This window comes from Chryseobacterium caseinilyticum, assembly GCF_014837145.1.
Lineage (GTDB): Bacteria > Bacteroidota > Bacteroidia > Flavobacteriales > Weeksellaceae > Chryseobacterium > Chryseobacterium caseinilyticum.
In genome coordinates this window covers 486,901-505,678 of sequence record NZ_JACYFS010000002.1, presented here as the reverse complement: position 1 = coordinate 505,678, position 18,778 = coordinate 486,901, and the positions used below count along the sequence as shown (strand labels likewise).

At 36.6% G+C, this 18,778-nt stretch carries 14 protein-coding genes and 3 tRNA genes; 6 read left to right on the top strand and 11 right to left on the bottom strand.

All coding sequences use genetic code 11. The features are described from left to right. Positions 1-472 precede the first annotated feature (472 nt). On the top strand, positions 473-1,609 hold the full coding sequence (locus tag IC610_RS10290; protein ID WP_191736768.1) for a 1-acyl-sn-glycerol-3-phosphate acyltransferase: 1,137 nt from the start codon (positions 473-475) through the stop codon (positions 1,607-1,609). Positions 1,610-1,718: 109 nt separating this feature from the next. Here IC610_RS10290 and IC610_RS10285 read toward each other — a convergent pair whose 3' ends face one another. The 6 genes from IC610_RS10285 to IC610_RS10260 form a co-directional block, all read right to left on the bottom strand. Further along, positions 1,719-7,136: an N-6 DNA methylase gene (locus tag IC610_RS10285; protein WP_191736767.1), complete on the bottom strand. Its 5,418-nt coding sequence runs from the start codon at positions 7,134-7,136 to the stop codon at positions 1,719-1,721. Further along, positions 7,123-7,560, bottom strand: coding sequence for a DUF1896 family protein (locus tag IC610_RS10280; RefSeq protein ID WP_191736766.1), 438 nt, complete (start codon positions 7,558-7,560; stop codon positions 7,123-7,125). The genes IC610_RS10285 and IC610_RS10280 overlap by 14 nt, the downstream gene beginning before the upstream one ends. Before the next feature lie 41 nt (positions 7,561-7,601). Further along, complete coding sequence (locus IC610_RS10275; RefSeq protein WP_191736765.1) at positions 7,602-9,704, bottom strand: type IA DNA topoisomerase; 2,103 nt, start codon at positions 9,702-9,704, stop codon at positions 7,602-7,604. A gap of 68 nt (positions 9,705-9,772) precedes the next feature. Next, positions 9,773-11,239: a DUF3945 domain-containing protein gene (locus IC610_RS10270; RefSeq protein WP_191736764.1), complete on the bottom strand. Its 1,467-nt coding sequence runs from the start codon at positions 11,237-11,239 to the stop codon at positions 9,773-9,775. 75 nt (positions 11,240-11,314) lie between these two features. Continuing rightward, positions 11,315-11,629: a helix-turn-helix domain-containing protein gene (locus IC610_RS10265; RefSeq protein WP_056077287.1), complete on the bottom strand. Its 315-nt coding sequence runs from the start codon at positions 11,627-11,629 to the stop codon at positions 11,315-11,317. A 27-nt stretch (positions 11,630-11,656) separates the two neighbouring features. Beyond that, on the bottom strand, positions 11,657-11,917 hold the full coding sequence (locus IC610_RS10260; protein ID WP_191736763.1) for a helix-turn-helix domain-containing protein: 261 nt from the start codon (positions 11,915-11,917) through the stop codon (positions 11,657-11,659). A 351-nt stretch (positions 11,918-12,268) separates the two neighbouring features. Between IC610_RS10260 and IC610_RS10255 the strand changes: the two genes are divergently transcribed. From IC610_RS10255 to IC610_RS10235, 5 genes are all read left to right on the top strand, one after another. Continuing rightward, on the top strand, positions 12,269-12,595 hold the full coding sequence (locus IC610_RS10255; RefSeq protein ID WP_191736834.1) for an ArsR/SmtB family transcription factor: 327 nt from the start codon (positions 12,269-12,271) through the stop codon (positions 12,593-12,595). Positions 12,596-12,682: 87 nt separating this feature from the next. Continuing rightward, positions 12,683-13,156, top strand: coding sequence for a DUF6428 family protein (locus tag IC610_RS10250; RefSeq protein ID WP_191736762.1), 474 nt, complete (start codon positions 12,683-12,685; stop codon positions 13,154-13,156). A 210-nt stretch (positions 13,157-13,366) separates the two neighbouring features. Next, positions 13,367-13,984, top strand: coding sequence for a low molecular weight phosphatase family protein (locus IC610_RS10245; RefSeq protein WP_191736761.1), 618 nt, complete (start codon positions 13,367-13,369; stop codon positions 13,982-13,984). Positions 13,985-13,998: 14 nt separating this feature from the next. Continuing rightward, positions 13,999-15,030 carry an ACR3 family arsenite efflux transporter gene (gene arsB / locus IC610_RS10240; RefSeq protein ID WP_191736760.1) on the top strand — a complete coding sequence of 344 codons (1,032 nt, stop codon included), beginning with the start codon at positions 13,999-14,001 and terminating at the stop codon, positions 15,028-15,030. Positions 15,031-15,638: 608 nt separating this feature from the next. Then, the gene (locus IC610_RS10235) at positions 15,639-16,082 is read left to right on the top strand and encodes a JAB domain-containing protein (protein ID WP_191736759.1); all 444 of its coding nucleotides are present in this window, start codon (positions 15,639-15,641) and stop codon (positions 16,080-16,082) included. Positions 16,083-16,180: 98 nt separating this feature from the next. On the opposite strand, the gene IC610_RS10230 is transcribed toward IC610_RS10235, so the two are convergent. The 5 genes from IC610_RS10230 to trxA all read right to left on the bottom strand — a co-directional run bounded on the left by IC610_RS10230 (position 16,181) and on the right by trxA (position 18,708). Further along, entirely contained in the window at positions 16,181-17,431 is a 1,251-nt protein-coding gene (locus IC610_RS10230; protein WP_191736758.1) for a site-specific integrase, read from the bottom strand. Positions 17,432-17,965: 534 nt separating this feature from the next. Next, a tRNA-Asp gene (locus IC610_RS10225) sits at positions 17,966-18,039 on the bottom strand. A gap of 38 nt (positions 18,040-18,077) precedes the next feature. Next, positions 18,078-18,151 (bottom strand) — tRNA-Asp (locus IC610_RS10220). Positions 18,152-18,186: 35 nt separating this feature from the next. Beyond that, positions 18,187-18,260, bottom strand: a tRNA-Asp gene (locus IC610_RS10215). A gap of 133 nt (positions 18,261-18,393) precedes the next feature. Further along, on the bottom strand, positions 18,394-18,708 hold the full coding sequence (trxA, locus tag IC610_RS10210; protein ID WP_056077266.1) for a thioredoxin: 315 nt from the start codon (positions 18,706-18,708) through the stop codon (positions 18,394-18,396). Positions 18,709-18,778 lie beyond the last annotated feature (70 nt).

Genomic DNA, 18,778 nt, shown 5'->3' with positions numbered 1-18,778 from the left:
ATGATGTAGCTTAAGCTTTAGACTTAAAGAAAAAGCAACTGCCGGTTACATTAGACAGTGTAAAAAAATATGAATAAGCGGCAGAGAAATAATAAGAAATCTCCTTAACAATGTTCCTTCACTGAAGAAGCATAAGCACAAAAAGGGTGATTAGAGTTAATACACTAACTGATCCCAAAGTTAATAGTCCGTTTTTACAATTTTAGAACGGACTTTTGTTTTCCTTATGTTCAGATTTTAGTTAGCAGTTTTCTTGGCTCTTCTCAGTATTTATTTTTGAGTTTCAGGCACTTCACAATGGATTATTGTCAGTCTGATCGGGTTTCTTTAATGGGGATAGATATCTGATGTTACTTTTCCTCTTGTCTTCAATATTTTTTATCACTACACAATATTTTTTTGGTCAGCGTTTTGCTTGGCAGATTATCAAAATAAGAAAATTTACTTATTCCAAACTCCAAATAATAATGTAATGAACCAGTTCGATGCAATCAGATCCTACTATGATAATGAAGTTAATGACGCATTAAAAACTATCGCTGATCATCCGATGATGAATTCCTTAATGCAGTTCACTTTTCCTGAGTCTAAAGAATGCTTCTGGCTGGAAGAATTTAAAAAAATAAATACCGTACACGATTTTCAGCATCAGTTCATATCCAAAACCATCAGACAAATACTAAAAGAAAGTTGTGAGGATTTTACCACTTCAGGATTTGAGAAACTGGATAAGAACACATCATACCTCTACATTTCCAATCACAGAGATATTGTACTTGATACATGTCTTCTCAATTTAGCATTGATGGACTCAGGTTGCATAATGACATCTTCAGCGATAGGTGACAACCTTGTTAAAAAAGATTTTCTTCAGAAAATTGCAAAACTGAACCGGAATTTTTTGGTTAGGAGAGGTTTACCCGTAAGAAGCCAGCTTGAGAGTTCAACGTTGCTTTCGCAATATATCTGTAAACTTCTCAAAGAGGATAACCGTTCTGTTTGGATTGCACAGAAGGAAGGGCGCACCAAAGACGGTGACGACCGAACGAATCCGGGAGTATTAAAGATGTTGGCTTTGAACGCAGACAAAGAACCACTTTACAGCTTCTTTAAAAAACTGAAAATTGTGCCTGTATCCATTTCATACGAGTTGGATCCTACCGATGTACTAAAAATGCCACAGTTAATTGCACAGTCAAAAAATGAAAAATACATAAAGGCGGATAACGAAGACTTTACATCAATACTGCAGGGAGTCCTGGGACAGAAAAAGAGAATACATCTGCACGCAGGAGAAGTTCTTGATCATGAATTAGACTTACTTCCAGCTTCACAGAATAAAAATCAGCAACTCCAGTCAATAGCAAAAATCATAGATCACTCAATTCTTAAAAACTACAAACTTTGGCCGTCACAATTTATAGCGAAAGATTTGCTTGAAGGAAAAATATCAAGCTCATCAAAGTACACTGAGGAAGAAAAAAACTTTTTTTTGAGTCGTCTGGAATCCAGGATAGACAAGTCGGACACGGCTTTGAAAAATAATTTTCTTCTGATGTATGCAAAGCCACTTCTTAATATGACAGCTAGCCCGAAGCCGAACTATTAATTTACTGCTTACAATGTACTCACCATCAAATATTTAACAATTTGAAAAAACAAGCTTAAACCTACAACTGATTTTTGCTTAAAGTGTGAGATTTGTGCAGATGTATACACTAGTTGATCTTAATACTAGGTGGTTTTGTATCCGTAAATTTTTGTAATTTTTCGCTGGTTTCTTCAGAGTTTTGAGCTTTTGAATGATCTGTCAGGGTCAACTGAATCTTCCGTTCTATCGTAGCTAAGTCATTTTTATAATTCGTTAACAAAGTTTCTTTCTGCCAAATGCTGTTGACAATCTCTTTAAGAATAGGAATGTCGGAATTCAACTGAATTACTTTTTTCTCTTCATGCTGGATGAGTGCGGGAAGTTTTTCCAATGCATTTAGAAAATTCATTGATGCAAGTTTGGGATCGGAAGCAATCAGACCATTATTATGGGAGTATTTGATATTGCCTTCACCAGTGATAAAAAAACGGTTTATTTTAATGTCAATTCCCTCCTTTTCAGAGATTTCTGTTTTGACCAATAACCTGAAACCATAGAGATCTCCAATCTCCTGATACTGCCCTGTCGTCCTCGCCTTTGAAGAAATTTCATTTAGTTTCACACCTATGGATTTTAAATCTGCATTGCCACGAAGACCTATCAGTTGAACAGGATTGGCAATATTTCCGTCTGCTGTATGCTGGATTCTTTTCTGCAGATTGTCGCGGTCAGTTTTCATTCTATGTAATTTTGAGCTGGAACTTTCTAACGATGCTGAGAGATCTTCGAGTTTGTGTCTGGAACTCATCCTGGAACGATTAAAAGAATGTCGTTCACTTTCCAAACCGTGAATCATCTTTTCCAGTTTGGCTTTTTCCAAAAGATCGGTATTTCCGGATAATATTGCAACATATTCCGAAAAGTTCATTCCTGACTTTTCATCCATACTTCCTTCATCAATAGTGCGTTTATTTAAACTGTTGTTCTTTAGCTGATCGATGAACAGCTGTTTATTATACAAAAGATTAAATTTATAACTGTCCAAAGATTTATCCACAGCATAAATAATCACATCTACTTTATTAGCCGCAAAATGTTTGGCAACCTCATTGCCCTTGCGTATTGCTCTGCCGTCTCTCTGAGCCAGATCGCTGGGTCTCCAAGGGGTATCAAGATGATGAATGGCTACTGCTCTTTTTTGAGCGTTGACTCCCGTTCCCAGCATATCTGTTGAGCCGAATAATATTCGAACTCTGCCTTCATTCATCGAGTTAATAATATCTTTTCTCTGCTTATCGTTTTTTGCTTCCTGTATAAATCTGATTTCGCCGGGTGGGATGCCGTAATCATCTTTCAGTTTTCTTCTTATCTCTGAATAGACATTCCACAGATTCGGTTTATAGGTTCCCAGATCTGAAAACACAAATTGAGTACCTTTCTGAGCATTGAACCGATGGTAGTAGTCAGAGATTATTTTTGCACACTGAGAAGCTTTACTGTCAGGATGATCTGAATAGTCGTCACTGATCATCCGCATATCCAGTGACATTTTTCTTGCATAGTCGGTTGCGATCAACATTTTTGCTTTTTCCTCTGATGGTGAGAGTGGCTCCCTGCCTAAAAGAACCGCATTGCCGGATTTTGCAAACTCCATTAAATTTTTGATAAATTTTTCCTGATCGGGAGTGGGTGGAATATGATGCAGGATTTCATTTTTTTCTGGTCTGTCTATCCCAATATCCCTTGCAGTCCGGTAATCTGTAATTTCTGAATAGAACTGTGCCAGTTCAGGAACTTTGATGAAATACCGAAACCGTTCTTTCTGGACAATATTATTGGCTACTGAAAATTCATAATCAGTGGTTTTACGCGCGTAGATGGCTGCCCATGCGTCAAAGCAGTTGATGCCCTGTTTTTCCAGAGCTTTTGGACGAAGATATTTAAAAAGTAAATACAGTTCCGTTAAAGAGTTGCTGATGGTAGTACCCGAAAGAAACGTTGCACCCATATCTTTTCCGGTACGTTCCTGTATGGTACGGATTGCAAAAAGCAGGTTCATCGCCTTTTGGCTTCCCTGCATATTGCCCAATCCGGCAATCCGGTCGTGCCGTGTATTGAACATCAGGTTTTTGAATCGATGACTCTCATCAACCAACAGATGATCAATGCCCATCATTTTAAAATCAACCACTTCGTCCTTTCTGTTGTCAATATCATGGGCTAATGTCTTCAATTTGACTTCCAGATTCTGTTTTCTTACCAGCACCCCTTTGAGCATGGCTCTGGAGATCTCTCTTCCCTGAGCTTCCAAAGCTGACAAATTCTGTTCAACGCTTTTAAGTTCGTTTTCTAAAATCTCTTTTTGCAGTTCCGGAGACTGGGGAATCATTCCGAACTGGTCATGCGTTAGAATGATGCAGTCCCAGTCATTATTTTTAATATCTCCAAACATGCGCAACCTTTTTTGGGGAGTAAAATCTTCTTTTCCGGGATATAATAATTTTGCAGACGGGTACGCAGTACGGTAGGTTTCTGCGATTTCATGAACATTAGCCTTTAATCCAATAATCATAGGTTTACGGGCAAGTCCTAAGCGTTTCATCTCTTGGGCTGCAGTACACATAATCAATGTCTTCCCTGCCCCGACTTCATGGTCACAGATCGCACCTCCGTTAAGCTTGATCATCCATACCGCATCTTTCTGACTGGAGTACAGATCGTCAATTCCCAATGCTTTTCTGTCAAGACCCGGAAACTGCTGATGGCTCCCGCTATATTGTGGTCGGATAAAACAATTAAAGGTATTGTTGTACTGGTCTGTTAACCTGGATTTAAATTCATCGTTCTGAGCATATAAATAATCTGTAAAAGCTTTACGGATTTCATCGATCTTTGCATTAGCCATCTGTATTGCTTCCATATCACGAACTTTTACTTCCCTATCATCAATATAAATTTTTTTGGTGATATCTGGGGTCGTATTAACCAAGGCATTTTTTAGCAGTGCAACACCGTCAAATGTCCTGCTTTCAGATTTTACAGCGTACTTATCATTAATGATTATATTTTTATGATCGCATTTCACTGAGAAATCATCTGAACTCTCAGAATAGGTAATTCGCACCTCGGTATCAAAAAGATGGGAAGCAAAATGATTATAAATACCAATAGGAATCCACCGCTCACCCAGGTTGAAATCCAGTTCTTCAAATTCAATTCTCTTGGGATGGGAATCTTTTAAAACTTCTAAACTTCGTTTTGCCTCGCTGTCCTGCGGATGATTGGAAACGTATTGATCAATTTCGAATGTTTTTTCTATCACATTTCCTGAAATCCAACGCTCGGCAATCTCATATTGTTTTGTCAGAGGGTTTAAAAATAACCGGTCTTTCAAAGAGTCTTTGAGGTGTTCATTACTTAACCCGCTGATTTGAGACATAAAATCGAGATCTACAGTTCCGGTTTTGTTTAATGATGCAGCCAGCGCTTCGTCCGGATTTTCTACGGTGGTCTGTATCTCCGAAAAAGAAACAGGTCTGTAGAATAGGTCTGCTTTATGTACTATTCCACCAACTGCTCTCTCCAGGTAAGGAACTTCTTTTCCAGCGCTGTCGGTCTTAATTAATTTGATATTTTCACCTGTATTTAAATGACCGAATTGTCTGATAAAATCATCATAATGCCTATTCAAAATATCCCTTAGTTCTTTGTGCTCAACCTGCGTCTCGGATTCTCGCTGATACAGCTGATGATAAGCATCGCGAACTTTGATATATTGCTCAGTTCTCAATTTCTGTTTCATTGGAAGTTGTAATGGATGAAAATAGACTGTGTTATTCCCGCTGTCAAAGCCTTTAAGATATCCGACTTTGTCGTCAGTTATGACTAAACATTCATTTCGGTAGAAAGGATGCAGTTTTTCTGTAAATTCATGCGGTTCGAAGTTTTCTGAATCTTGTAGCTGAGTAAAGCTTTTATTAGCAGCTTCCTGATTTATAAAAAGATCCTGATCGTTTTCTTTCTTGATGTCAAGCTCATCAGGCAGATTGAATAATTCCAGCTGTCTTGCAGCATGATAACCCCTTCTCCTTTTGTCTGATCGGTTGATATCTTTGCTATTGTAAGCAGTATTTTTGGTTTGTAACTGATTATTCTTTTTTGCGGTAATTGGGTTTGCAGATGTTGGGGCTTCTTCTGACTCAAACCACGTGAACAGACTCAACTGAACATCAGTGAGTGACTTATCAGCCGGGGTGGAAGAAGTTTTTAACGGCGTTGAACTTGCAAACATTTCATTGCTGAATTTCGAAGTCTCAGTTTTTATTTGATGATAAGAATTGATCTTAGGGATGGAATCATATAATTTCCTATCAAAGTTGATTGATAAGTCCTCGGTAAGAATATTCTTTACATCATTGGAAATTCCTTCCAGTCCACCAGCATGGTGATAAACTATGGCTGGCTTTCCGTACATATCCGTACCCTCCTTGAAGGATGTATGAACAACACGCTTTCGATCCTGAAAAAGGATGTTGACCGAACCATTTTCTGAGGTGGTTTGACTTTGCACGAAAAGCGTTTCAAAGTCTGAAAGCTGTGTTTTTTGTTTATTCTTCTGAAGTATAACCAAATCGCTGCCTACGTCAGTTCCTGAATGATCACTGAATAAATTATTGGGCAGCCGAATTGCTGAAATCAGATTATTTTCTCTCATTAATGCTGCCCGTATCAACTCATTTTTTGGACTGTTCAATACACCTTGCGAGGTGATGTATATTTGGAGTCCTCCATCCCGTAACATGTCAGAACCCTTCATGAAAAAATAATTATGAATTGCTCTTGCTGACTGTACACGAGCTGAATCCCGACCTTTTAAATAGGACAGATCAAATACAGAGTTGTCGCCAAAAGGAATATTGCTGGCTACAAGATCAAAAGTTTCCTGATGATGCTCTGGTATGTCTTCAAAACCTTCTATGTTAATCTGACTTTCAGGGTAAAGTTGTTTCAAAATCTTACCTGTCAGGATATCTTTTTCGTAAGCAGTAATCTTTAGAGAATGGTTCAAAGGGATCGTGCCAGATTGAGAAAATGGAACACTGTCATAGTTAGCTGTAAAGGACCTGATAAAAGCACCGGTACCTGCTGAGGGTTCTAAAAATTTTTGAAATAAAATTCCTTCACCGTGTATAATATCAGCAATACTATTGATCAATTGAGGAGGAGTATAAAAAGCCGTCAAAACAGAATTTCGCAGACTGTCTACGAGACGGATATATTCCTTTTCACTGGTTGAATATTCCTGCAGAAGTTGATGAAGATTTTTTGTAAGTGGTAAAAAAGGTAATTCTGATTTCGTCCAATATCTTTCAGCATCTTTCGTGGTAGCAGAATTAAGCACGAATTTTAATCCTCCAAAACCTGAGTATCGTTTTAAAACTTCAACTTCAGATGCTGTTGCTCTGCGTTTTTCCTTCTCCAAGCTAAAAACCAGACGCAAAGCTTCCAGATTGTCCTCTAAATGACGATGTTTATTGAAGCCCATGATCCTCAATCCAAATTTGTATACTTCCGGTCAGTTCTGTATACAGTACATCATAATCTGAGCTGTCCTCAAAATTTTCATTAAAATCATATCCTGAAAAAACAGATTCGCATTCGGACAACATCTGTAGTGCTAATGGTCGGATATCCTCATCATCTATTACCAGACTGAATTCATTGCAGATAACATTAAAAAGGAGATCATATTTCGAGAAAATTAATTCTTCAAATAAAATAGATTCTGAAACCTCAGTGCAATAGGAGTTAGAATGACCTTCTTTAAATGCATTTTCATATGCGCTTTCTGCAAGTTTTGATCGCATAGTGATGAATCTAAAATCATTTGATTTCTCGGGAAAGCTTACAGACAGAAACTCTTTCAGTCGTAAAGCAAAGTAGGATAAATCTGGTTTTTGTTTGTTCATGACGGCGGTATTTAAACGATGAGTCAGTAAAATGTGTAGAATTATGGAATCTTATCTAAAACCTTTTTTTTCGGAAATTCAAATCTTGTCGTGACGTCAGATTCCAGAACAATAAATGCTTCAAACGTTTTTCCTGCCTTACTTATCATATTTTTAATGAGAGCAGTCCTGCCTTTTTCAATCAGCAGGCAGATATCATTGACAGAAAGCTGAATACCGCAGACTTGACGAAATTGAATCCACGAACATATTTCATTAGGGCATTTAAATACTTTATCATTAATAATTAATTCGTGACTTCTACATTTTGGACAGGTGAGCTTGGGAACTTCTTCTTTTGGAATGAGCAGTGATAATAGTTCAGCAGTGATCTGAGAAGTATATTCTTTAATGTTATTGAGGAACTGTTCCGCATCCATTTGTCCTCTCTCTATTTCATAAAGTGCCATCTCCCACTCAGCAGTCATCTCTACGTTCGCAATCTTTTTATCTTTAACCAGTTCATAAATGTGCAACCCTTTTTGAGTAGGTATAATTTTCTTTTTTTGGCGCTGGATATAATCTCTTTTTAGCAAGGTTTCAATGATTGATGCTCTTGTTGCAGGGGTACCTATTCCAAAATTTTGTATAACTTTTTGCTGTTCTTCATTATCGATATGTTTTCCTGCATGTTCCATCGCCGATAATACATCTGCTTCCGTGTAGAGTTTTGCCGGCTGAGTCGATTTTTCCTGAATTTCTAAATGAGAAATTTTTAAATCATCTCCGGTTTTGACATCCGGGAATTCAAAAAGGATTTCTTCAGTATTGTCATTTGCTTCTAGTGACAGGATTCCTTTCACGGAGCGCCAGCCCCTTTGCTGCATTTTTATAGCTTTTGAATGGAACTTATAATGATGTACTTTTAACATTATGCAGTGCTGCTCTTTGATACAGTCATCAGACAAGGTCTCCAAAAGGTTGAAAGCAATCAGGTCGTATACTGAATTTTCCTGTGCGGATAATGATGAAGGAATTTTACCGGTTATCAATAATCCGTGATGATCTGTAACTTTAGCATCATTTACAATCTTTTTGTTAAAACTTCCAAAATGGAGCATGGAAGATGCTTTTTTAAATTTCTCATGATTCCTCAGACATCTTACGAGTTCAGGAATTTCTGACCAGACATCTTCAGGAATGTACCGGCTTCCGGTTCTTGGGTAGGTGATGAATTTTTTCTCGTACAGACTTTGAGCAATCTGCAGAGTCTCATCCGCTGAAAAACTAAATTTGCGGTTCGCTTCTTTTTGTAAAGCAGTAAGGTCAAAAAGCAAAGGGGCAGATTCTGAAATTGTTTTCTTGTGTACATCCACAACCTCAGCCTTTCCTTCCCGCTCAATGGATTTAAAAATTTGTTCAGCTGATTTTTTATCTTCCCAGTGATCCGATGAATCACTCTTAAAGTCAATAAAACTTTTTCGATGTTTCAATTGAATCTGCCAGTATCTTTTAGCGTTAAAATTCTGATGTTCCCGGAATCTTTTGCAGATCAATGCAAGTGTCGGGGTCTGAACTCTGCCCAAAGAATAAAGTCCGTTGCCTGCTGAAATAGTCAAAGCCTGTGAAGCATTGATCCCCACCAGCCAATCCGCTTCATTTCTTATCTTTCCTGCGCTGTACAATCCGTCGAAATCCTTTCCAGGCTTTAATTTCCGGAATCCTGCAGCAATTGCTTTTTCTGTCAGTGAACTGATCCAAAGTCTTTCAAACGGTTTTTTACATTTCAGATACTCATAGATATATCTGAAAATCAACTCTCCCTCCCGCCCTGCATCGGTCGCTACAATAATACTACTGCACTGGTCAAAGACTTCTTTAATAATCTTAAGCTGTTTTGCTGCCATTGGGTCAGGTGGGTAAGATTTTCCTTTTTTGATCTTCTTTCGGGTGAGCTGGAAAGGATGTGGAATTATGGGTAAAGATTCTCTGTGAAAAGAGGGAATACTATAATCTTCCGGCATGGCCAGTGAGACAAGATGTCCCAATGCCCATGTAATACAGTAGCCATTCCCCGTTAGATAACCGTTTTTTTGCTCTTTGATATTGAGAAGCTGGGCGATTTCTCTCGCAACGCTGGGTTTTTCTGCGATAATTGCTTTCATAATAATACTGATTGGTAGTTGTGATTTTGATGAAGTGATAAAATGATTGGAAGATTAGACATCTATTCTTATACTCTTCTCCCCTTTAATCGGGTTGGTTTTTTCTGCTGATCATCCTGCTGTTTATTTGCAGGTTCTTTCTGTTTTGGCTTTAGCGGTTCTTTGATATTTTTGGTTGCTTCATTTGTTTTGCCTCCTGAATTAACCGCAGTCTGTGTTTTGTGATCCTCAGAAGGTGTGGCTTTTTCTCTTAATTGGTTAGGATTGGTGAATGAAAACTCTGTTTTCGAAGTTTCCTGATTAAAGGTGATATATCCCTGGTATTCCTTTCCTTTATTGTCTTTTAATCCTTTTATGTACACTGTCTCTCCTGCTTTGAATTTGCTGTACTGTTCCTGATCAAGATCTTTTCCTCTGAAATTTTTAGGTGCCTCCACATTTTTGCTTGGAGATTGTTTTTGATCTTGTTTTTGATCTTGAGTTACTGTATGAGACTGACCTTTGTGCTGGGTTCTGTCAAAAAGAAATTCTACGTATCTCTTGTCGGCATTGTACTGAACAGTCGCATTAAAAGATTCTCCCTTTTTAGAAATCATTCCTTCAATGTAGAGCGGCTTTCCTTCAAGCAAAGTCTGTTTCTGCTGATCATCCAGCGTAACTCCTTTAACTTCGTCAGGGATTCTAATGTATTGGGTTTTTAAAGCAATCAACTCATTGGTGAGTCGGTCTACACTGATAATGGATGGAATGGGTTCGCCTGTTTTAAAATGTTTCAATTCCACGACACGACCCATATTTCCAGTTGTTAACAGGTTTTTCTTATCGTCCTCAGTAAATTGATGTCCGAAAAATGGGAAATTAAGCTGGGGCTCCTTTCTGATACCGTGAATCGCCATAGTCACTTTTCCTTCTTCATTTTGCTGAAGCGAAAGTCGGGCATCCAATTTGGTGACTGCACCCTCAAAGTTGAGACTGATCGAAATTAAATCATTGGTTTTGTACCCTTTGAGTAGTGGATCTAAAATATCTAGTTTTTCCAGTCTTTCTTTACTGAGACCCAGATTGGACATCATGTCCCAATCAATCTGTGCAGGATTATATCGGTACTCATTGTTTTGTGTGGTTGGCTCTTTTGCTTCCATTTGAATTGTTTTTTCTGTTTTATCTGTTTTTGGTAATTGTACTTCTGTAGAGTCAAGTTGTTCTTGGTTTTCCTTAGTAGGCCTATTTATTTTTTCCTGCAGTTCTTTGGCTTTGGTTTCTGCGTCTGATGCCGGAACTTTAAAAAAAGAGAATTGAGTAGGATTTTTTAACTGGCTGAAAAAGTTGGAAAAGAAATTAGAAAACAGGTCACCCGATTTATCAACCCTCATAAACTGGTTTTGATTTCTTTTGGTAGGAGCCACTGTTTTTAAATTGCCTTTATTATCGATTCCTGTCACAGCCTCAATCTTCATTCTTTTCTTATTGTGAAACAGTAAAATATCAGACAGTTCTTCGAAGTCAGGAATTTCTCTTTGATTGGTTTCGCTCATTACTGTAGTGTTTAAATGTGAATACGAAAATATTTAGCTTTTAACTGATTGTTTAATCTTTGAAAGCGAGAGGAATTATTTGTCATTATCTTTCCCTGTAATCCGAAGCCCACTGTGGAAGTTATTTCGGATAAACTGTTCAACATCTGACTTCTTATAGTAAAGCTTCCCACTGATCTTGTAGTAGGGCAGCTTTTTATCTGACCGGTATCTTTGCAGTGATCTGGAACTGATTCTCAAGAGCTGCAAAACATCCTGGTTATCCAGTAATTGTTCTCCGTCGATTTCTGTACTTTGTAGCTGCTTTCTAACAATGGAATCTTTCAGGATATCAAATCGTTCCATAATTCTTTCCATCCACGCGATAAATTCTGATCTTTCGATGTGCATAATTGTAGGTTTTTAGATTGATTGCAATTATTCCGACTGCATTAATTTTTGGATTTCATCATAACTGTAATACAGACTGCCCCCTAGCTTTTTATATGTGAGCGTTCCGTTAATCCTGTGGTTTTGTAAAGTACCGGATGAGAGATTCAACAACTTTTTAACTTCTGACGTTCTGAGCCATTTTTTTTGTGTACCGCCTATGTTTTCAAACAGAGTGGTAATTTCCTGCAGGAGCTCTTTCTTAAAGTCCTGAAGATCTTCTTTAGTGAGTAGGGATAATGTGACCATTTTTATAAATTTTGTTAAAGCAAAGTTTAGAAATGGTTGGCACAAAAAATCACTACCTCTTCGGAGTACCGAAAGATTTTATTGAAAATTTTAAAATATTATAGGTTAAAAGATTCGTGCTGTACGAGAAATGCTATCTGATGCATGGTTCACGTGGTAGAAAGATTTCTTGTTCGTTTTGCACTTAAAGATTCTTTGATTTTACCCTATTTGTTATTGATATTCTTAATCAGATAATTACTGTGAAAGATTAACGTTTTGAAATATCAAGATTTTTACTGATTGTTAAAAAACTATTGAAAAAATTTTCTCTAAGTATTAAATATCGTAATATTGCAATATAATTTCAACATGGGAGCTACAAAGACGGATCACTTTACAGATCAACAAAATAAAATTGCAATAATAACAAAAGCATTAGGACACCCTGCCAGAGTTGCTATTATTGAATATCTGCTCAAGGTAAATACTTGTATCACCGGAGAGATCGTAAATGAATTACCTTTGGCACAACCCACAATATCCCAGCATCTGAAAGAACTGAAAAATGCTGGTTTGATAAAAGGTACCATCGAAGGTAACTCAGTATGCTACTGTATCGATGAAAATAATTTTGAAATATTAAAAGAGTATTTTTCAAAAATTATCAGTACAGTTACCGATCAGAAATGCTGCTAACGCATTTTTTTCTTCCAGAATATCGCAATATTGCATTATTACAATAAATTTTAACTATTAGAATAAAAGCATTTTAAACAAAATTATATGACACTAGAACAAATAAAAGAGATTTTAACAACATTGGAGAATGTAGAGTTTCAATTGGAAGACGGGACTTTTGTGCCTGAGTATTTTCATGTTACAGAAGTAGGACAGATCAGTAAAAAATTTATTGATTGTGGCGGAGTTGTTCGAGAAAAATCAGCAGTGAATTTTCAGTTATGGAATGGAGACGACTATGAGCATCGTTTGAAACCTGGAAAACTGTTGAATATCATCAAACTTTCTGAAGAAATGTTAGGAATTGAAAACAATGAGATCGAAGTGGAATATCAAAGCGATACCATTGGCAAATATGACCTGAATTTCAACGGGAAAACTTTTGTTCTTAAATGTCAGACAACTGCTTGTCTTGCTCAGGATGCTTGCGGAATTCCTTCGGGAAAAATTCAGAAGAATCTGATACAGCTACCTGTTACTAAAGCCAGTACGTGTTCACCGGGCGGAGATTGCTGTTAAACCAGTTCTAGATTAAGACATTAGATAAAAAAGAAATGGGAAAATATTTACCTGAATTATTATTTAGAAAAGTTAAGTTGCCATTAGCCGTATTCCGGAATCTCTTTATGATCTGTCCAGCAGGTAGGTTTGCATAGCTCATAAAAAATTACTGACGTGGATGAGTGACAACTGTCTTGTAGAACATTATGTAAATAAAATACGAACAATATGAACAAAACTATTTTAGATACCATATCATCACTTTCATTGGACTCTATTACAGTAGAAAGAAAAACTGTTTTGAAGCAATTAGCAGAATACATCCAAAACAAACTGGACGCAGATAAAACTATCAGACTGAACTTTATCTGTACACATAACAGCCGACGAAGCCACCTGTCGCAGATTTGGGCGCAAACAATGGCCTATCACTTTAATATTAAAAATGTATTCTGTTATTCTGGCGGAACAGAGGCGACTGCAATATTTCCAAAAGTAACTGAGACACTGGTGCGTCAGGGTTTTCAGTTCCAGATGTTGAGTGAAAGTACGAATCCTCTCTACGCCATAAAGTATGCAGACAACGAAGCTCCAATCATATGCTTTTCAAAAGAATACAGCAATAAATTTAATCCAAAAAAAGAATTTGTTGCGATTATGACCTGTAATAATGCTGATAAAGGCTGCCCCTTAGTCATTGGAGCAGAAGCAAGGTTCTCTATTAAATATGATGACCCAAAGGCATCAGACCACACTCCTGAACAGACTCAAATTTATATAGAAAGAAGTCTACAGATTGCTGTAGAAATGTTCTTTGTTTTTTCTAAAGTAAAATTACTGCATTAAATAAATTCTAAAATATGCAACCGAAGCTAAAATTTATCGATAGATACCTGACTTTATGGATATTTCTTGCAATGGCACTTGGAGTGGGTTTGGGATACATATATCCTGACATAACAGAGATCACAAATACGCTTTCTGTCGGAGCAACAAATATTCCATTGGCTATTGGACTGATTCTGATGATGTATCCACCACTTGCAAAGGTTGATTATTCGTTATTGCCGACTTTATTTAAAGATGTAAAGGTAATAAGCATATCACTGTTGTTAAATTGGATCATTGGTCCCATATTGATGTTCGTGCTTGCTGTTACTTTCTTACGAAATGAGCCGGATTATATGATAGGATTGATTCTCATAGGTTTGGCAAGATGTATTGCAATGGTTATAGTGTGGAATGATCTGGCTAAAGGAAATAGAGAATATGCCGCCATATTAGTTGCCCTGAACAGTATATTCCAGATATTCACCTACAGTTTTTCTTTCTGGTTATTTATAAACATTATACCTGGAAAATTAGGCCTGGGGAATTTTGATATAAGTGTATCTGTCAAAGATGTTACAAAGAGTGTTATTATATATTTGGGTATCCCGTTTCTATCTGGTTTTTTAAGCCGATATCTCTTAGTCAAATCAAAAGGTATTGAGTGGTATAAAAGAAAATTTATACCGGCAATCTCACCTTTTACCCTGTATTCTTTATTATTTACTATTATCTTAATGTTCAGTCTAAAAGGTGAAAAAATAGTAGAACTGCCCATGGAGGTTATTAAAATTACTATACCGCTCGTAGTGTATTTCATAATGATGTTCTTTGTCAGTTTCGTTATCAATTGGTCGATGAAAGTACCATATGATAAAAATGCATCTATCGCATTTACAGCTACAGGTAACAATTTTGAACTGGCAATAGCTGTAGCAATTTCTGTTTTTGGTATCAATTCAGATCAGGCCTTCGTAGGAGTAATTGGTCCTTTGGTAGAAGTTCCCGTCTTAATATTGCTTGTACGGGCAAGTCTTTGGATGAAGAAAAAATACTATGTCTAATGAAAACTGAAAACAATGTTTCTTAAAAATCCGTTTAGTTTAATTTAGAACAAATACTGAAGCTTATTATTTCAGATGTTGAGATCTTAACACCACTGGTAAATTAATAAGTTTTTTATTATCTTATTGCTATTCAATAAAGATTAGATAGCTATTGAGCATTAATTATTTTATAATATCCAATGATCAAAAATGAAACAAGAATTTTTTCTCGTTATGCTTATTGATTTTCTATAGCAAATATATTCCCGTTGTCCCTGCTGAAAAAAATCTTTTTGGGTATCCGAAATCAGAGATTCCAAACCCTCCACAAAAACATTTCAAGCTTCATCAATTTTCTTTCTCATTGCTTTCAAGGAATTGATTGCAGTTTTCCTTGTGCCTGCCTGAATGATAATCCGCATAGAAAAGTCAGAAACCTCACAAGATGCAAATGCAGTTCATTGAAATTTTGATCATAATTATTCCTTCGTTTATAAATGAGTACATCTGGTGTCAAACTCGGTAAAGAATAGAAAAAGTCAAAATTTCCTTCAATCTGCAATCTACAGGTTTTTTAATGTCAGGTGCGGGAAAAACAGGTCTCCGCCGTACCCGGAGCGAAAAAGATGAAATTCAATATTGTAAATGAAATTAAGTTGAGCTACTCAAGAAAGGGAAATTGTGAAAGGTCTGTTTCATCGTCAGTGGATGCAGTAAATATTTTCAGGGCACATTTCGATGCTGAAGAAATAGATTACAGGGAATCTTTCTATGCACTGTATCTGAATCAGGCGAATAAGGTTTTGGGCATTAAGAAAATATCAGAATGTGGGATTTCTTCGACTTTGGTGGATGTCAGAATAATTATGCAGGCTGCACTTCTTTGTAATGCTTCCGGGATTATTGTTGCGCACAATCACCCTTCAGGAAATTTAAAGCCTTCTGGGTGTGATATTAAAATGACTGCACAGATTAAAGAGGCTGCAAAAGTTTTGAGTATGAATTTACTGGATCATTTTATTCTGACCTCAGATTCTCATTTTTCTTTTGCGGATGATGGAATAATTTAAAATATTAAAAAGTTGGAACCCGAAAATTTCGGGTTTCTTCGTGCCTAACCGCAAAAGGTTAAGCACGAAGAAACAGAAATTATACATAAATGTAATATTTATAATTTATCCTTCAAAGAAATTTCCCGCTTAGAGAGTAGGTCGCTTAATGAATCCATTTCATCACTTACCTTTCGGTCCATAATCTTTGCATAAATCTGAGTTGTTTTAATACTTTTATGCCCTAACATTTTACTTACACTTTCAATGGATACTCCATTTGATAGAGTTACCGTTGTAGCGAATGTATGCCTCGCGATATGGAATGTCAGCTCTTTAGAGATTCCACAGAGATCAGCTACTTCTTTGAGATAAGCATTCATTTTCTGATTGCTGAGAATCGGCAATAATTTTGAAGCTCTATGTCCACATCTTGGATAATCTTCATATTTGAGAAGAATTTTCTCAGCCTTTTCCAACAAAGGAATGTTTGAAGAAATTTTAGTTTTTTGGCGAGCAGTGAAAATCCATTTTCTACCGTCAATTCCCACACCAATATTATCCGCCGTAAGATTACGGGCATCAACAAATGAAAGGCCCGTATAGCAGCTAAAAACAAACATATCCCTTACAACATCCATACGTTCAATACTAAATTCTTTATTCTCCAATTTTCGCAACTCTACATCATCTAAAAATTTCCTGTTGACTTCTGTGTATTTTGATTTGTAACCTACAAGAGGATCTCTTTTAATCCATTCATTCGCAAGACAAATTCGAATGACCTTACTCAGGTTTTTAATATACTTAACTGCTGAATTATTGCTGCAGGGATTTTCATCCTTCGTCCTCAGATAGTGTTCAAAATTATTGATAAATTCAAGATTGACTTTGGAAATGTCAATATCAGATAAATTATATTTTATCCGCAAAAAATTTTTTAAATGTCTGTAGCAGCATTTATAACGGACCAAAGTTCCCTTCGCATATTCGTTGCCTATTAACTGCTCCATCTTGACATTATGATCATTTAGAATAATAAGCAATAATCGCTGATTATCTTCCACACCACAAAACTTACTTCTGATCTTTTCCGTTGATATGATCTCTCCTGCTTGAATAAGATCCTTCTGTATGGTATAAATCCGGGATCTCAAAATGTCGAGATAAGTATTAATCTCTCTAACTTCTGCAGATTTTCCTTTGACTTTGCCGGAATCAATGCACCATTTTTCTGGTTCTATAAATCTGCCGGTGGTAATTTCCAGCCTCTTTCCCTCAAACGTCACACGTAAGTGAATAGGACATAGCCCTTTTGATGATAATTTTGATCTTTTCACAACGAAAAGAATAGATAAATGCGTAATCATAACTTAATAATTATAGATTAAAACTAATTTTCACTAATTTTTTATCTACAAAATATTACATAACTGACAAGTCTTCTATTTATAGGCATTACACCGTATATGAATGACTTTATTTTTCGCCATTCGGGACCCATTTTTTGTTAATTCGGGACCAATTTAACCATTGGTCCCTCGAAATTCTTAAATTAAGACAAAAATAATCACTAGGCAATGAGAAGTAAAGCTCATCATTTTAAAATTAGCATCAGAAATAGTATAAATTTCCGCCTCTATTCGGGACCCATTTTTTTCAATTCGGGACCAATTTTAACATTGGTCCCGCGAAATTTTGTCATTTTTCTAAAATATGCTCACCTCAAAGGGAAGTATAATTTTATAAAAGTTGAGGGACCAAAATTAGTTTTTTAAAAAGAGGTCCCGAATTAGACCACTTTTTATTGCTTATTCTTACCTTTTTAATGATATAACTAAAAATAAAAAACCCCTTAAAACATTTGTTTTAAGGGGTTTTGCCGAAATTTGAATAAACTTCTGCGATCCGGACGGGACTCGAACCCGCGACCTCCGCCGTGACAGGGCGGCATTCTAACCAGCTGAACTACCGGATCAATTTTCTTTTAAAGTGAAAAATTGTAAAAACTTTCAGCGATCCGGACGGGACTCGAACCCGCGACCTCCGCCGTGACAGGGCGGCATTCTAACCAGCTGAACTACCGGATCAATTTTCTTTTAAAGTTAAAATTGTAAAAACTTTGCGATCCGGACGGGACTCGAACCCGCGACCTCCGCCGTGACAGGGCGGCATTCTAACCAGCTGAACTACCGGATCTCTTGCCATAACTAAGGCTAATACCTTTCGTTATTGTGGTTGCAAAAATACAACATTTCAGCAAACCTGCAAATATTTAGACAAAAAAAATGCTCTCCAACTCGGAAAGCATTCATTATCAAACTTATTTTTTTTATAAGTGTGCACTTAATTTTTCGGCAATCACCTCTTTTGGTGCTACACCTACCAATTTATCTACTACCTCACCATTCTTAAAAATAAGAACTGTAGGAATATTTCTGATACCATACTGCATAGATATATCCTGATTGTTGTCTACATCTACCTTTCCAACGATTGCTTTTCCTTCAAAATCGGCAGCAACTTCTTCGATAATTGGTCCTAAAGTTCTGCACGGTCCGCACCATACTGCCCAAAAGTCTACCAATACCGGTTTATCTGATTTAAGTACTTCCTGGAATGAGCTGTCTGTAATTTCTAAAGCCATTTTGTTTCTTTTATTTTAATTAATATATTTTCTTTGATTTCTAAGATCAAAATTACTTCTTTTATCTGAA

Coding starts and splice junctions, on each gene's coding strand:
- IC610_RS10280 (WP_191736766.1), bottom strand. CDS start 7,560: ATGAACAAACAAAAACCAGATTTATCCTACTTTGCTTTACGACTGAAA.
- trxA (WP_056077266.1), bottom strand. CDS start 18,708: ATGGCTTTAGAAATTACAGACAGCTCATTCCAGGAAGTACTTAAATCA.
- IC610_RS10290 (WP_191736768.1), top strand. CDS start 473: ATGAACCAGTTCGATGCAATCAGATCCTACTATGATAATGAAGTTAAT.
- IC610_RS10245 (WP_191736761.1), top strand. CDS start 13,367: ATGAACAAAACTATTTTAGATACCATATCATCACTTTCATTGGACTCT.
- IC610_RS10270 (WP_191736764.1), bottom strand. CDS start 11,239: ATGAGCGAAACCAATCAAAGAGAAATTCCTGACTTCGAAGAACTGTCT.
- IC610_RS10235 (WP_191736759.1), top strand. CDS start 15,639: ATGAAATTCAATATTGTAAATGAAATTAAGTTGAGCTACTCAAGAAAG.
- IC610_RS10255 (WP_191736834.1), top strand. CDS start 12,269: ATGGGAGCTACAAAGACGGATCACTTTACAGATCAACAAAATAAAATT.
- IC610_RS10265 (WP_056077287.1), bottom strand. CDS start 11,629: ATGCACATCGAAAGATCAGAATTTATCGCGTGGATGGAAAGAATTATG.
- IC610_RS10275 (WP_191736765.1), bottom strand. CDS start 9,704: ATGAAAGCAATTATCGCAGAAAAACCCAGCGTTGCGAGAGAAATCGCC.
- IC610_RS10250 (WP_191736762.1), top strand. CDS start 12,683: ATGACACTAGAACAAATAAAAGAGATTTTAACAACATTGGAGAATGTA.
- arsB (WP_191736760.1), top strand. CDS start 13,999: ATGCAACCGAAGCTAAAATTTATCGATAGATACCTGACTTTATGGATA.
- IC610_RS10285 (WP_191736767.1), bottom strand. CDS start 7,136: ATGGGCTTCAATAAACATCGTCATTTAGAGGACAATCTGGAAGCTTTG.
- IC610_RS10260 (WP_191736763.1), bottom strand. CDS start 11,917: ATGGTCACATTATCCCTACTCACTAAAGAAGATCTTCAGGACTTTAAG.
- IC610_RS10230 (WP_191736758.1), bottom strand. CDS start 17,431: ATGATTACGCATTTATCTATTCTTTTCGTTGTGAAAAGATCAAAATTA.